Origin of the sequence: Cognatiyoonia sp. IB215182 (assembly GCF_033963905.1) — a bacterium.
GTDB lineage: Bacteria > Pseudomonadota > Alphaproteobacteria > Rhodobacterales > Rhodobacteraceae > Yoonia.
In genome coordinates this window covers 147,703-161,846 of record NZ_JAXBMB010000008.1, presented here as the reverse complement: position 1 = coordinate 161,846, position 14,144 = coordinate 147,703, and the positions used below count along the sequence as shown (strand labels likewise).

The following is a 14,144-nucleotide window of genomic DNA, read 5'->3' as shown; positions in this document are numbered from 1 at the left end:
TGCCTAGTCCCGCCGGATGACCCCGGTCACGGCTGCGGCGCCAATTGCCGTCACAATCCAGCCCAGCGCGATTAGCCACCAACGTACCCACCACAAGGTCTGCCCCCACGGACCGCGCGTGGTGGAGGGCGCCCAGGACGCCTCTTGTCCTAATGATACGATAGGGACGACCAGATCAACCGCGTAAGAAAGCGCGTGAAATGTCTCGTAATCCCGGCCCGGCGTCAGGACAGGCACGCCGTCTGGTGCCAACATGTACTTGTCAGACCAAACTTGTGCGGGGTTCTGGATGCGCTCATCAGTGGCCAGTGCCTGCCATCCTTCGGACATCAACACGGGGCCCATCGTCGGGGCAAAATCGCCCGCCTCCCAGGCTTTGTCGGCGAGGAACCAACCGACCGCCACCAGCACCAGCAGCATGTAAAAACTCCGCTCAGGCTTATGCCCGTAGCCGACAACAAGGCCAAAGACCTTATCCGCCAGCAGGCTGCCTGCGTTGCGCCACCAGACGCGGGTCTGGAACCAGCGCTGTTCATCACGAAACTGCTTCAATGCAAGGGCCAACGTCGTCGGCGCCAGATCGGGCGCGACTTTGGCCCCGTCCAGCAACTGAAGCCGCGCAAGGTTTTCGTCATTGGGCCTGCGCGCCTCAAGCGATGCCAGCGCCTCTGCCCGCGCATCCGGTGCCTCCAGGCTCGCCTGGAACAGCGACGTGCGCCATTCCGCCTCGCGCCGCCACCGCGCGCGTGAGGCTTTGCGCTGTTCTTTTTCCTTGGCGACCATAATGGCGCGCGCGTCTGATCTATGCCCGGTCTCGCGCAGAAGTTTGGCCAACTGCTCATAGGGTTGCGGGTAAAACTCGCGCCGCGAAATCGCGCCCTTTTTTAACCAGGCCAGTCTGTCGGGCACGTTGATGCTGCCATGCAGGACGTCATAGATGAACCCGCTGAGATAAAGCTTGTCACAATGCGCCCAGCTTTCCGGATCATCCCAGAGATCACCCACATGCGCGGAGGTCAGATCAACGCCCCCAGCCACCCCTTTGATGCGCCGCCAGATGAACCCCTCACGCACGATGAGGCGCTGCGCATTCAGCGCCTGCCCTTCCGGATTACGCATCGTGGCATGGGTGCAATCAAGCACGCCGCCAACTTCAGCGCCCAGAAAGCTGACCTCGCCCTCTGTCGTTGCATGACGCAGGAAAGCATCGCCGCGCACCTGAATGCTTTGCGCGTTCAACGCATGACCTTCGGGGTTGTGAAAACTCGACCCGATACAGACCAACTGCCCGCCGATCCGCGAGCCAAGGAAACTGACCTGCCCGGTCGCGGTTGTCCCTTCCAAAAGGACGCTGCTCACAACGGTCAGACCCTGTGCTTTCAACGACGAATGGCCCTCATTGCGCAGTGTCGCCTGGGTGCAGGACAGGTGGCCTTTGATCTCGCCCCCAGAAAGCGAGATTTTCCCATCCACCCGGCTGCCATTCAGGGTGACATTCCCGCTGATCTGTAACCGCGCGGCATTCAACCCGTCCATCAAGGTGCAGCCCACGATCGCGACGCCATCGGCCGACAATTGCACCATCTGCGGTTTTTCGGCGAGGTAACAATTGTAAAGGTCGATTGGACCACGGGCCGTGGTGAAGTTCAGATCAAGTGATCCACCAATCCACGCGCCGTTCACAGTGATCCCGGATGGCTGCGTGCGGAAATCCTTGCAACCGCCCAATATCAGATACCGCAAGAGCGCTGCGCGGATCAGAACCGCCGGGGCCTTGAGATTTGGCACTGTCCGGCTGATCTGCGCGGTCTCGCCGGTTTCAGCAGCGTCGAGGAGGATCAATTCCGCAGGCGTCAACAGCCCGTTGTCCCGCAATTGCACCACCTGGCTCCACTGAGTGATCAAATGCAGGTCGTCATAAGTCATGGCGACACGCTAGGGTGGTGACGACAAGGCCGCAATGGGCCTTGCTGGGACAAATTCGATCTGTGGCGGCGATAACAGCCTCTCGGCTGGTGCCGTGCAGGATCAGCCTTCTTCAAGCCGCGCGAAAGTGTTGCCGCTGGGCACAAAGTCCAGACAATCGGATCCTTCGCAGATCATTCCCGCAATCGGTATTTCGACCAGATGACCATTGAATTCAATGATATAGACGTCTTGTCGAAACCCAACGAAGGTCCCTGTCAAGCGCACGGTGTTATCGAAGGAGGTCAACCGGATCCGATCAGCGCTAACAGCAGCAGGTATCAGAAGAACAGCTGCGCAAATCCCGTAGAATAACATCTTCAACATTCAAAACCCTCATAACTCTTGGGCTGAAAGAATACGCCCAAATTTCACACAACAGGGGATGCCTAGCACGTTGCCAAGCTGACGTCGCGGCAAAGCAGACGAAAACCTGTCATTTTGCGACAGATTTCCGACATGTGCGACACTTCGGTCTGCCGCTGCACCAACGCCACCAAACCTTTGTGACAGTCGTTGATGGGGTTGGTATGAAACTTGTTTCCGCCCATAAGCCCGCATATCCAGTTGGCAATGCCGGTGAACTTTCCTACCCTTTCCGTGCTTCTGGCCCATGGATTTGACGATGTGATCGATGTGCGCTCACCCGCTGAGTTTGCCGAAGATCATATCCCTGGCGCGATCAACCTGCCCGCGCTTGACAACGATCAACGGGCTGAGGTCGGCACGGTATACAAACAAGTCAGCCCGTTCGACGCCCGCAAAATCGGTGCTGGCATGGTGATCCGCAATGTGGCGAGCCATATCGAAGGTCCGCTCGCCGACAAGCATGGCGGCTGGCGCCCGCTCCTTTACTGCTGGCGGGGCGGTCAACGCTCCGGCGTTTTTGGCTCGCTTCTCAAAGAGATCGGCTGGCGGGCCGAGACGATTGCCGGTGGGTATCAGAGTTTTCGGCGGCTTGTCCATCACACGCTCTACGATCTTCCCTTGCCGCATAAGTTCGTACTCTTGGATGGATACACCGGCACAGCCAAGACCGCGTTATTGCCGTATCTCGCGGCGCGCGGCGTTCAGATCATTGATCTTGAAGAGCTGGCACAGCATCGCGGATCGCTTTTGGGGGCCATGCCTGACGGACAACCTGCGCAAAAGGGCTTTGAGACGGTGCTGGCTGTGGCGCTTCACAGCCTTGACCCGGACCAGCCGGTCATCGTTGAGGCCGAAAGCAGCAAGATTGGCAAACTCGTCCTGCCCCCAAGTCTCTGGCAGGCGATGCAGGTCGCCCCGCGGATTGTCGTTGACGCCCCTCGCGCCGAAAGGGCTGCGTATCTTGCAAAAGCCTATGCCGAGGTCCTTGCGGATTCCGAAAAGCTGGCGCAACGGCTGGCACCGCTGCGCCGGGTGCGTGGCAATTCCATTGTCGATCACTGGATCAAACTGTCGGCGGAAGGTGCGCTGGTCGATCTGTCGGCGGCGCTGATCACCGATCATTACGATCCGGCCTATGACAAGTCACGCCATCGTCCCCAGGACGGAACAACCGAGCGGATCATGTCGGATCACCTCGGCGAAGACGGTCTGGAAAGAACCGCCGACGCAATCGTCAAAGCACTGGGACGCATCACTTTGCAATAAGGGTGTCAGCGGCCTGAATTCAGGCTTCCAGACCTGCTTCATAGCGTCTTTTTGACCCTAAAACCGCTTGACCTTTTGGGCCCTGACAGGTTGAACAGCCCCCAGACTTTTCGATGCGGCTATGGGCGGTTTCAGATGGACGACCAGAACAAGAATCTCATCCTCGCGACCTTGCTCAGCTTTATGGTGATCATGGCGTGGACGCTGTTGTTCCCGCCAGAGGAACTGCCGATCGATCCCGCAACCGAAGCCGCCGTCAGCGCCGAGGATCCGACGCTTCCTGCAGTTGATCCTGTCACCCCGACAGCGACGGCCCCGACCGAGACGGCAGAGGCACCATCTGAGGCACCGCGCGTCGCGATTGAGACCGGTGAGTTCCAAGGGTCACTGTCCCTGCTCGGCGGACGAATTGACGACCTGGCGCTCACCCAATACCGCGAAACCATCGACGAGGACGCCGAGATCGTGCGGCTTTTGCGGCCTGTCGGCGAACCGGGCGCTTACTTCGCGTCCTTCGGCTGGACCGGGATCGATGGGATTGATGCAAGTGCTGTCCCCGGCCCCGATACACTCTGGTCGCTCGAAAGCGGTCAGACTCTGACACCCGAAAGCCCTGTCACGCTGGTCTGGGACAATGGTGCGGGACAGATCTTCCGCAATGTCGTTTCGGTCGATGATGAGTTCATGTTCACGTTTGAACAAAGCGTTGAGAATACTGGCGCAACACCTGTCTCCGCCCGCCCCTACGGCTTGTTGCGGCGGCACGGACAGCCCGATGATCTGAAGAACTTCTTTATCCTGCACGAAGGCCTTGTGCGGATGACCGACGGGGAGCTGGAAGAGACCGGCTATGACAACATCACAGAATATGAAGTCGACCCGCGCGAGCGCACACAGGCCGAGCGTCTGGATGTGCAGAATTCTGGCTGGATTGGCTATACCGACCACTACTGGATGACGACCCTGATCCCCGAGCAGGACGCGCCCTTCCGCTCGACCTCCAAGTATTTTGACAGCCGTGACCTGTTCCAGGCCGAGGCCGTGATGCCGGTTGAGACCATCGCCGCGGGCGCGACCGCAACCGTCACAACGCGTCTTTTTGCCGGGGCCAAGGAATGGGAAGCGATCCGCAATTATCAGAATGACGGCGGCGTCGCGGGATTCCTCGACAGTATCGACTGGGGCTGGTTCTTTTTCCTCACCAAGCCGATCTTTGCACTGCTGCACTACCTCAACATCGTGATCGGCAATATGGGCTGGTCGATCCTCGCCCTGACCGTGATCCTGAAGATCATCGTGCTGCCGCTGGCCTATAAGTCCTACGTCTCCATGGCGCGGATGAAAGAGCTGCAGCCCGAGATGGAAAAGCTGAAAGAGCGTGTCGGCGATGATCGTCAGGCGATGCAGCAGGGCATGATGAAGCTTTATCAGGAAAATAAGGTGAACCCCGCCGCGGGCTGCTTGCCGATCCTGCTACAAATCCCGATCTTCTTCTCGCTTTATAAAGTGATCTTTGTCACCATCGAGCTGCGCCACGCCCCATGGTTCGGCTGGATCAGGGACCTCAGCGCGCCCGACCCGTCATCGTTCATCAACCTCTTTGGCCTCCTGCCATGGGCCGCACCCACGCCGGGTTCCATCCTCGCCTTGCTCGCCATTGGCATCCTGCCGATCCTGCTGGGTGTGTCCATGTGGCTCCAGCAAAAGCTGAACCCGGCCCCCACGGACCCCACGCAAAAGGCGATCTTTGCATGGATGCCATGGGTCTTCATGTTCATGCTGGGCTCCTTCGCGTCTGGCCTTGTCCTTTACTGGATTGCCAACAACATCATCACCTTCATCCAGCAATATGCGATCATGCGCAGCCATGGGGCCAAGCCGGATGTCTTCGGCAACATCAAGGAAGGCATGCGCCGCAAGAAACCTGTGGAAGCCGATAAGAAAGAGGGCGAGTAGATGATCACTGTCGCCGGTCTGTGGCGGCATCCGATCAAAAGCCACGGGCGTGAACAGATTGACAGCGTAAGGCTGGTTGAGGGGCAGACCATGCCGTGGGACCGGCATTGGGCGGTCAGCAATGATCGGTCAAAGTTCGATCCGGCCAATCCGGGCTGGGTCAGTTGCCGCAACTTCATGATCGGCGTGACGACACCGGGTCTTGCCGGTATCTGGGCGGAACTTGATGAAGGCAAGGCCACGCTCACCCTGCGCCATGTCGATCTGGGCGAGATCACGTTTCAACCTGATGATGAGACTGACGCGGCCCGCTTTCTGGCTTGGGTGAAGCCGCTTTGTGACCCCGATGGTTTGCAGCCCGCCAGCATCGCGCGCGTACCCGGGCGCGGCATGACAGATACCGCCGAACCCACCGTTTCCATCATGACCCATGCCAGCCACAAAAGCGTTGCGGGACGCCTAGGCCGCCCGCTTGAGATTGAGCGCTGGCGGGGCAATATCTGGCTGGAAGGCGCAGCGCCCTGGGAAGAGTTCGAGTGGGTCGGAAAAACCGTCCAGATCGGTACGGCTGAACTGAGCGTCATTGAGCCCATCAAACGCTGCAAACACACGATGGCGAACCCACAAACCGGCAAACGTGACACCGACACCTTGGGTGTCTTGCAAGAGGGCTGGGGGCATGAGGATTTTGGCGTTAATGCCATGGTGACCAAAGGCGGTCAGGTCGCAATGGGCGACAAGGTCGAGGTGGTTTGACCATGGAATTGCGCTTTCCTGAGGTCGAGACACCTGACGCACATGCCCTTGAAAAGGGGCGCCTGCTTTTTGCGGGTGAAACCGAATTCCTCAAAGGTGTCGTCGCGATGGACGGCCTGCCCGCACCTGACCGGGTCGAGGTTTGCTTTGCCGGACGCTCTAACGTTGGCAAATCCTCTTTGATCAACGCGCTCACGGGCCGCAAAGGCCTTGCCCGCGCATCAAACACCCCCGGCCGCACGCAAGAGATCAACTTTTTCACTGCCGGTGACATCTATGTCGTCGACCTGCCCGGCTATGGTTTCGCCAATGCGCCCGTTGCGGTGGTCGAAAAATGGCAGCGCCTTCTCAAGCAATATCTGCAAGGGCGGCAAACGCTGCGCCGGGTTTTCGTACTGATTGATGCGCGCCACGGGGCAAAGGCCGTCGATGAAGAGATCATGACGCTCTTGGACAAATCCGCCGTCACCTTTCAGGTGGTCATGACGAAGATCGACAAGGTCAAAGGCAAAGCGCTCGACGAAGCGCTCAGCAAGACACGCGCAGCCCTCGCCAAACATCCTGCGGCCTTTCCCGAACTGATCCTGACCTCCTCGGAAAAGGGTGACGGGATCGCGACCTTGCGCGCCGTGATCGCGGGGATCGGATGAAGAAAAGGACCGACGCCATGAACCGGGATTGGATTGCAACGGCAGCGACGCTCAGCCAGGCGTTGCCTTACATGCAGCGCTATGCAGGTGCGACGGTTGTCATCAAACTCGGCGGGCACGCCATGGGCAGCGATGAGGCCATGGCGAGCTTTGCCCGCGACATCGTGCTGATGCGGCAGGTCGGCTTGAACCCGGTGATCGTGCATGGCGGCGGCCCGATGATTAACGAGATGCTGGCGAAGCTTGAGATCAAATCGGACTTCGTGAACGGCAAGCGGGTCACCGACGCGGCAACTATGGACGTGGTTGAAATGGTGCTGTCGGGCAAGGTGAACAACCGCCTCGTGCAGGCGATCAGTGCGGAAGGCGGCAAGGCCGTGGGCCTCTCCGGCAAGGACGCCAATCTGATGATCTGCGAAGAGACGGACCCTAATCTGGGCTTTGTCGGCACGCCCGTTGCCATTGACCCCACGATCATCCGCGACCTGCATGCGGCCCACGCAATCCCCGTGATCGCCCCCTTGGGCATGGGCCGCGATGGTGAGACATTCAACGTCAATGGCGACACCGCTGCGGGCGCCATCGCAGGGGCGCTGAAGGCGGACCGCCTCTTGCTGCTCACGGACGTGGCGGGCGTGAAGGACAAGGACGGCAATGTCCTTACCGAAATCGCCCCCGGCAAAGTAACCGACCTCATTGCCGATGGCACAATTGCGGGTGGCATGATCCCCAAAACCGAAACCGCGCTCGCTGCCATGGCAGAGGGCGTGCGCGCCGTTGTTATTCTGGATGGCCGCGCACCCAATGCCTGCCTCTTGGAGTTGTTCACCGATCACGGTGCCGGGTCGCTGATCCGCGAGCCGCGCAACTGATTTTTCTGCGCCTCTTGCGATGGCCGTGCTAGGTTTGCGACATTCGGTTTAGGAGTTGGTCATGAAATCACTTTTGCCTGCCGCCGTCGGCGTCACCTTTCTCGCCACATCCGCCCACGCCATCGACCCCTGCATGGTCGGTGTGTGGGAGGCGGATGGCGCGGACATCGCTGGCCTCATGGCCACGCAGATGGGCGGCAGCGCGACCCATCTCGGCGGCAATGCCAGTCTTGAGATCACCGATACTGGCGTCATGACACTCCTGGTGAACGATCTGATCATTGAAGTGCAGATGCCCGATGTGCCCGCCATTGCCGTCACCGTGTCAGGCTATTCGCAAGGTGCGATGAATGCCGATGACGGGGCGACTTATGCGGCGAATGCCCCGGAATACGATCTGGTCGGATCGGCGGACGTGATGGGCACGCGGATGGACGTCCCCGTCACGTCTGATGCGGGCCCATGGGGACAGTCGACCGGCACCTATGGCTGCAGCGAGGACGGTTTGACCTTTGAGGCCGACATGCCCGGCTCCATCCCGCCCTCCTGGACACGGGTCCGCTAGGCTTTGGAGATGAGCCTCAATGATGCATTGCGGCCGCATGGGCTACGCAGTTTGGGCGATTGCCCGGACGGGTTGGATACGATCACACTCATCGGCCCAGATGAGCCGCGCTTATGGGCGATCTTCACGGAAAGCGCGGAGTATCAGGACGGTGCGGCAAATCCGCTGGACCGCTGGTCGCAGCGTGTCATCACGGCCATCGCCGATGATCTGGGCGCAGAGCCGCTTTTTCCCTTCGGCGGGCCGCCCTATGCGCCCTTCTTCACATGGGCCGTGCAGTCGGGGCGGTTCTGGGCCTCGCCCATTGGGTTTCTGGTGCATGACGAGGTGGGGTTGTTTGTCAGCTTCCGTGGGGCGCTGCGGCAAAAAGGCGTGCTGACACCACCTTCCACCGAGAAACCCTGTACGACATGCCCTCAACCCTGCGCCACCGCATGTCCTGTTGGCGCATTTGACGATGGCTACGACGTGGCCGCCTGCAAGGCGCATGCGATATCCGCGGCGGATGTTGATTGCCGGACAGGCGGTTGCCTCGCGCGCCGCGCCTGCCCGGTGGGCCAAGGGCTGCGCCTGCCTGCCCAAGCCGCGTTTCATATGGAGGCCTTCCTGTGACCAGACGCCTAATCCTGATCCGCCACGCGAAATCGAGCTGGAGCAACCCCTTTGCTGACGACCATGCCCGTGTACTGAACAAGCGTGGTCGGGCCTCGGCCACCGCGATTGGGGAGTGGCTCGCCGAAAAGGAATATCTGCCAGACATGATCCTTTGCTCAGATGCGCAACGTACGCGTGAAACGGCGGATCTGATCATCCCGGAAATCGACCCCGCGCCCAAACTGCGCCTCTCGAGCAGGCTCTATCACGCGAGCCCTGAAACCATTTTGGAGGTCATCCACCGTGAACCTTCGCAAAATGTCGCGGTCATCGGCCACAACCCCGGTATCGGCATGCTCGCAAATGCGCTCGTGACGACGCCGCCGGATCACCACCGATTCAGCGACTATCCCACTTGCGCGAGCACTGTGATCGACTTTGCCGATGATATCGCAAGGCGCAAAGGCACCTGCGTCGATTTCATCGTGCCACGTGACCTGATTGGAACGACCGGCAGCGATATCGATTAGAAAGGCGCGTCACGAATGACGCACCTCACTTACTCTTCAGCATTTCCTCAGTGCCCCAGAATCTGGCTCAGGAACAATTGGGTCCGGTCGGACTTCGGGTTGTTGAAGAACTCTTCGGGCTCATTCTGCTCAACGATCTGGCCCTGGTCCATAAAGATCACGCGGTTCGCCACCTGCCGGGCAAAGCCCATCTCGTGCGTGACGCAGAGCATGGTCATCCCCTCCGCCGCAAGCTCGATCATGGTATCCAGCACTTCCTTGATCATCTCAGGGTCAAGCGCCGATGTCGGTTCGTCAAAGAGCATGATGCGCGGCCGCATGCACAGGCTGCGGGCAATCGCCACACGCTGCTGCTGACCGCCCGACAACTGTCCGGGATACTTGTGCGCCTGATCCGGAATCTTCACCTTTTCGAGGAAATGCATCGCCGTCTCCTCGGCCTCTTTCTTGGGCGTCTTACGCACCCAGATCGGGGCCAGCGTGCAGTTTTCCAGGATCGACAGATGCGGGAACAGGTTGAAGTGCTGAAAACACATCCCAACCTCCGACCGGATCTTGTCGATGTTCTTCAGATCCGACGACAGCACCGTGCCATCCACCGTGATCTTACCTTGCTGGTGTTCCTCCAGCGCGTTGATGCAGCGGATCAATGTGGATTTACCCGACCCTGACGGGCCGCAGATCACGATCCGTTCGCCGCGATAAACGCTCAGGTCAATATCGCGCAGCACGTGGAACGCGCCATACCATTTGTTCATGCCTTCGATGGTGATCGCCAGCTCATCGGAGACTTTCATCTGCGAGGTGTCGACCTCTTGTTCAAGAATTGCTTCGGCCATGATCAGCCTCCCTTAGCGATGGTCGGTTGCGAGCCTGCGCTCCAACCATTGTGAGTATTGTGAAATGCCGTAGCAGACGACGAAGAACAGGACAGAGGCCGCCATGAAGAGCTCCCAATAGACGCCGTTCCAGTCGGTCGATGACAGGATCGGACCACGGATCATGCCGACCAGATCGAACATCGAAATGACCGAGACGAGTGTGGTGTCCTTGAAGAGGCCCACTGCCACGTTCACGATGCCGGGGATCGAGATCTTCAATGCCTGAGGCAGGATGATCAACCGCATTGCTTGCGGGTAGTCCAGTCCAAGACTATCTGCAGCCTCGTATTGCCCCTTGGGCAAGGCGGCCAGACCGCCCCTGATGACCTCGGCGATGTAAGCGGCTGAGAACATCGTGATCATGATGATCACCCGCAGGATCAAGTCAAACGTCGTACCCGGCGGCAGGAAGTAAGCCAGAACCACGTTTGCCACGAACAGCAAGGTAATCAGCGGTACGCCCCGGATGAACTCGATGAAGATCACGCAGATGAACTTGATGATCGGCATATCCGACTGACGGCCCAACGCCAGCACAATCCCGATGGGCAGAGACAGCGACACACAGGTCACGCCCAGGATCATGTTGAGCATAAAGCCCCCCATGTTGCGCGACTGAACGGCCTCAAGGAAGGGTTGCGCCGGAGCGATCGCTTCGGTGATGTACCCGCCAACAACCCATGTGATGATCGCGGCAACTACCCCACCGAAAAAGCCCATGGCAAAGCTGTCTTTAACGAAGCGTTCATAGACGAAGTAACCCACGATAAAGCCAGCCAGCGCAAAGAGTGGCGCAACGATCGTCCCACCCCAGATCAGCCAGTAGGCGATAAAGGGGTAGAGACCGGTAAAGATCAAAAGCTTGCGGGGCAGATCAAAGAACATCACCGGTGCGGCTGCAAAGAAGAGCAGGATGAACGCAATCGTGGGACGCCAGTAATGCTCAACTGGATAGCTGAAACCAAAAAGAAGCTGGTTCCAACGCTCTGACAAAACAGAGAAGCAAGCGCCGGTCGCCCCCTGCAACGCCTCGCGACATTCGGCGAGCGAGTTGGTGTTCCAGATGCCGTTGGCGATCCACGGGAACACAAAGACGACCAATTGATAGATGACGTAAAGCGATACCAGCGTCAGAATCCCGTTCGGCACGCTGGAAAACAGGTTCTCGCGCATCCATTTGACGATGCCCGCCTGACTGGCCGGTGGAGGCAGCTGCGGAAGGGTCTCGGTGCGGACAAAAGCGACTGTATCTTGTGGCATATCAGCGCTCCTTCAGCTTCACGGAATTGTTGTAGACGTTCATCACCGCTGAAATCAGGAGCGAGATCGTCAGATAGAACAACATCAGAAGCAGGATCGCCTCAATCGCGCGACCGGTCTGGTTCAGGGTGATCCCGCCCAACGTAGCCGTGACATCCATGTACCCAACCGCAATGGCGAGCGACGAGTTCTTGGTGATGTTCAGATATTGCGAGATCAGCGGCGGGATGATCACCCGCAAAGCCTGCGGCAGGATCACGAGGTTCATGATCCGCCCCGGGCGCAGGCCGAGCGAAGCCGCGGCTTCAGTCTGCCCTTTTGAGATCGCCTGAATACCCGCCCGCACGTTTTCCGCGATGAAGGCCCCGGTATAGATCGCCAGCGCAAACCAGAGTGCGATCAACGAGCCGCGTAGCTGGATGCCGCCCTGGAAGTTGAAGCCTTGTAGCGAGGGATACTCCAGCGTGATCGGCCGCCCAAGGATGAAGTAGAACAGCAATGTCGGGACGAAGAACATCGCGACGGATGGCCAGAAGGTCGGCAGAAGCTGCCCGGTCGCATAGAGCTTTTTCGTCGCATAGCGCCGATACCCGAAGATGCCGATTATCGACAGGATGAACACTGCGATCACGACCAAACCGCCGCTATCCAGAACCGGTTTCGGTATGTAAACCCCGCGATTAGTGAACGCGAAGGCGTCAAACAGCATGGTCGCAGCCGGGTCATCACCGCGGAACGCCCGCGGTGCAGGCATACTCACGGTCATGATCGAGAAGATGATGATGATCCAGATCAGGACGGGCACGTTGCGGAACATCTCCACATACATCGCCATCAGTTTTGAGACGACCCAGTTGTTCGAGAGCCGCAGAACGCCGGCAATCACCCCAAAGATCGTTGCCGTCACACAGGCCAGAAACGCCACGATCAGCGTGTTCAGAACCCCGACGGTCGAGGCGCGCAGATGCGATGATTGGCTGTCATATTCGATAGGACGTTGATTGATATCGTAGCCTGCCGGATCGCGCAGGAAATCAAACGATATATTCAACCCCGCCGCTTCCAGATTGCTTCTGAGGTTCGCGAACAGATACGCGATCGCAGCAATCAGCACCATGAGCGCGATGAACTGGAAAGTGTAGGATCGATACCGCGTGTCGTTGATCAGCATCGACAGGCGGAACGCCCCCTGCGGCGGGTCGGTAATCGACGTCATATGTTATCCCCGTTAACCCGGTGTCACTTTTATCAGGCCGCTTTTGCGCAGCTCTCTTGCACCGATTTTTGGTCGTCTTTGGTGAAAGGGCGCGGTGTTGACCGCGCCCTTTGGTATTTCCGATTTCCTTAGCGGAAAGGTGGAGAGTAGATCAGACCGCCTTCGGTCCACTGCGCGTTCAGGCCGCGTGCCAGACCGATTGGTGTGTTCTCACCAATGTTCTTCTCAAAAAGCTCACCATAGTTGCCGCCAGCGGCAATGGCATTGGCGGCCCAGTCAGCTTCGAGACCCAGCATCGCGCCCAGTTCACCTTCAGTACCCAGAAGGCGGTTCACTTCGGGGTTGTCTGTTGGTGCAGCGGCCAGGTCGGCCACGTTGGCAGATGTCACACCCAGTTCTTCTGCCGTGATCAGCGCGTTCAGCGTCCAGCGCACCACATCACCCCAATCGTTGTCGCCGTGGCGCACAAGCGGGCCCAGCGGCTCTTTGGAGACGATTTCAGGCAGCAGAACGTGATCTGCAGGGTTTTCGAACGATGCACGTGTCGCGGCAAGACCGGAGGCGTCTGTTGTGTAGACGTCGCAAGCACCGGCGAGGTACTGTTGCTGCGCCTCGGCGTTGGTTTCGATTGGCACTGGTTCATAGCTGATGTTGTTGGAGCGGAAGAAGTCCGCCAGGTTCAGCTCTGTCGTTGTGCCGGTCTGGATGCAGACAGTTGCGCCATCAAGATCTTTGGCCGAAGACACGCCCAGATCGCGGGGTACCATGAAGCCCTGACCGTCATAGTAGTTGATGCCGGTGAATTCGAATTTCAGGTCAACGTCACGGCTGAATGTCCATGTGGTGTTACGTGCCAGCATGTCGATTTCACCCGAGGCAAGTGCTGTAAAGCGGGTCTTACCTGTTGTCGGAACGAATTCCACAGCTGTCGGATCACCAAAGACCGCCGCAGCAACAGCGCGGCACACACCAACGTCGAAGCCAGTCCATACACCGTTCGCATCCGGCGATGCGAAGCCGACAAGACCAGTAGTAACGCCGCAATTCAGCGAGCCACGGGCCTTGATATCATCAAGCGTTGCCGCTGAAGCCAGACTGGCAGCCATGCCAGCAACAGTCAGCGCGCCGAAGAATACGGTTGTTTTCATTTTTACCTCTTCCTGAGTTTCCATCTCAACATAAGATGGCCAATTTTTATCCCGTCCCGATAGACGTTCATGATGAATGAGACCGGTCCTCCCGCCTCAATGGACTAAAGTTTGGG

At 58.8% G+C, this 14,144-nt stretch carries 14 protein-coding genes; 8 read left to right on the top strand and 6 right to left on the bottom strand.

What is annotated here, in order from left to right; translation table 11 throughout:
* Positions 1-3: 3 nt before the first annotated feature.
* Together SLH47_RS17725 and SLH47_RS17720 are read right to left on the bottom strand one after the other, a co-directional pair.
* Positions 4-1,926, bottom strand: a complete 1,923-nt coding sequence (locus SLH47_RS17725) for a hypothetical protein (protein ID WP_320241294.1) — start codon at positions 1,924-1,926, stop codon at positions 4-6.
* A gap of 102 nt (positions 1,927-2,028) precedes the next feature.
* Positions 2,029-2,292, bottom strand: a complete 264-nt coding sequence (locus tag SLH47_RS17720) for a hypothetical protein (RefSeq protein WP_320241293.1) — start codon at positions 2,290-2,292, stop codon at positions 2,029-2,031.
* Between the two features lie 246 nt (positions 2,293-2,538).
* On the opposite strand from SLH47_RS17720, the gene mnmH reads away from it, so the two are divergent.
* From mnmH to SLH47_RS17680, 8 genes are all read left to right on the top strand, one after another.
* Entirely contained in the window at positions 2,539-3,600 is a 1,062-nt protein-coding gene (gene mnmH, locus SLH47_RS17715) for a tRNA 2-selenouridine(34) synthase MnmH (protein WP_320241292.1), read from the top strand.
* Between the two features lie 135 nt (positions 3,601-3,735).
* On the top strand, positions 3,736-5,556 hold the full coding sequence (gene yidC / locus SLH47_RS17710; protein ID WP_320241290.1) for a membrane protein insertase YidC: 1,821 nt from the start codon (positions 3,736-3,738) through the stop codon (positions 5,554-5,556).
* Positions 5,557-6,312, top strand: a complete 756-nt coding sequence (locus SLH47_RS17705; RefSeq protein WP_320241289.1) for an MOSC domain-containing protein — start codon at positions 5,557-5,559, stop codon at positions 6,310-6,312.
* 2 nt (positions 6,313-6,314) lie between these two features.
* Positions 6,315-6,962 carry a ribosome biogenesis GTP-binding protein YihA/YsxC gene (yihA, locus tag SLH47_RS17700; protein ID WP_320241288.1) on the top strand — a complete coding sequence of 216 codons (648 nt, stop codon included), beginning with the start codon at positions 6,315-6,317 and terminating at the stop codon, positions 6,960-6,962.
* Between the two features lie 17 nt (positions 6,963-6,979).
* Positions 6,980-7,834: an acetylglutamate kinase gene (argB, locus tag SLH47_RS17695; protein ID WP_320241287.1), complete on the top strand. Its 855-nt coding sequence runs from the start codon at positions 6,980-6,982 to the stop codon at positions 7,832-7,834.
* Between the two features lie 61 nt (positions 7,835-7,895).
* Positions 7,896-8,399 (top strand): hypothetical protein, encoded by a 504-nt coding sequence (locus tag SLH47_RS17690; RefSeq protein ID WP_320241286.1) that lies wholly within the window; start codon positions 7,896-7,898, stop codon positions 8,397-8,399.
* A gap of 9 nt (positions 8,400-8,408) precedes the next feature.
* On the top strand, positions 8,409-9,011 hold the full coding sequence (locus tag SLH47_RS17685) for a ferredoxin (protein WP_320241285.1): 603 nt from the start codon (positions 8,409-8,411) through the stop codon (positions 9,009-9,011).
* Positions 9,008-9,523, top strand: a complete 516-nt coding sequence (locus SLH47_RS17680; RefSeq protein WP_320241284.1) for a SixA phosphatase family protein — start codon at positions 9,008-9,010, stop codon at positions 9,521-9,523. Before SLH47_RS17685 ends, SLH47_RS17680 begins: the two co-directional genes overlap by 4 nt.
* Positions 9,524-9,570: 47 nt before the next feature.
* Here SLH47_RS17680 and SLH47_RS17675 read toward each other — a convergent pair whose 3' ends face one another.
* From SLH47_RS17675 to SLH47_RS17660, 4 genes are all read right to left on the bottom strand, one after another.
* On the bottom strand, positions 9,571-10,362 hold the full coding sequence (locus SLH47_RS17675; protein ID WP_320241283.1) for an amino acid ABC transporter ATP-binding protein: 792 nt from the start codon (positions 10,360-10,362) through the stop codon (positions 9,571-9,573).
* A 12-nt stretch (positions 10,363-10,374) separates the two neighbouring features.
* Complete coding sequence (locus SLH47_RS17670; protein WP_320241282.1) at positions 10,375-11,664, bottom strand: amino acid ABC transporter permease; 1,290 nt, start codon at positions 11,662-11,664, stop codon at positions 10,375-10,377.
* Between the two features lies 1 nt (position 11,665).
* Positions 11,666-12,880, bottom strand: coding sequence for an ABC transporter permease subunit (locus tag SLH47_RS17665; protein WP_320241281.1), 1,215 nt, complete (start codon positions 12,878-12,880; stop codon positions 11,666-11,668).
* A gap of 128 nt (positions 12,881-13,008) precedes the next feature.
* Positions 13,009-14,028, bottom strand: a complete 1,020-nt coding sequence (locus tag SLH47_RS17660; protein WP_320241279.1) for an amino acid ABC transporter substrate-binding protein — start codon at positions 14,026-14,028, stop codon at positions 13,009-13,011.
* Positions 14,029-14,144: the final 116 nt, after the last annotated feature.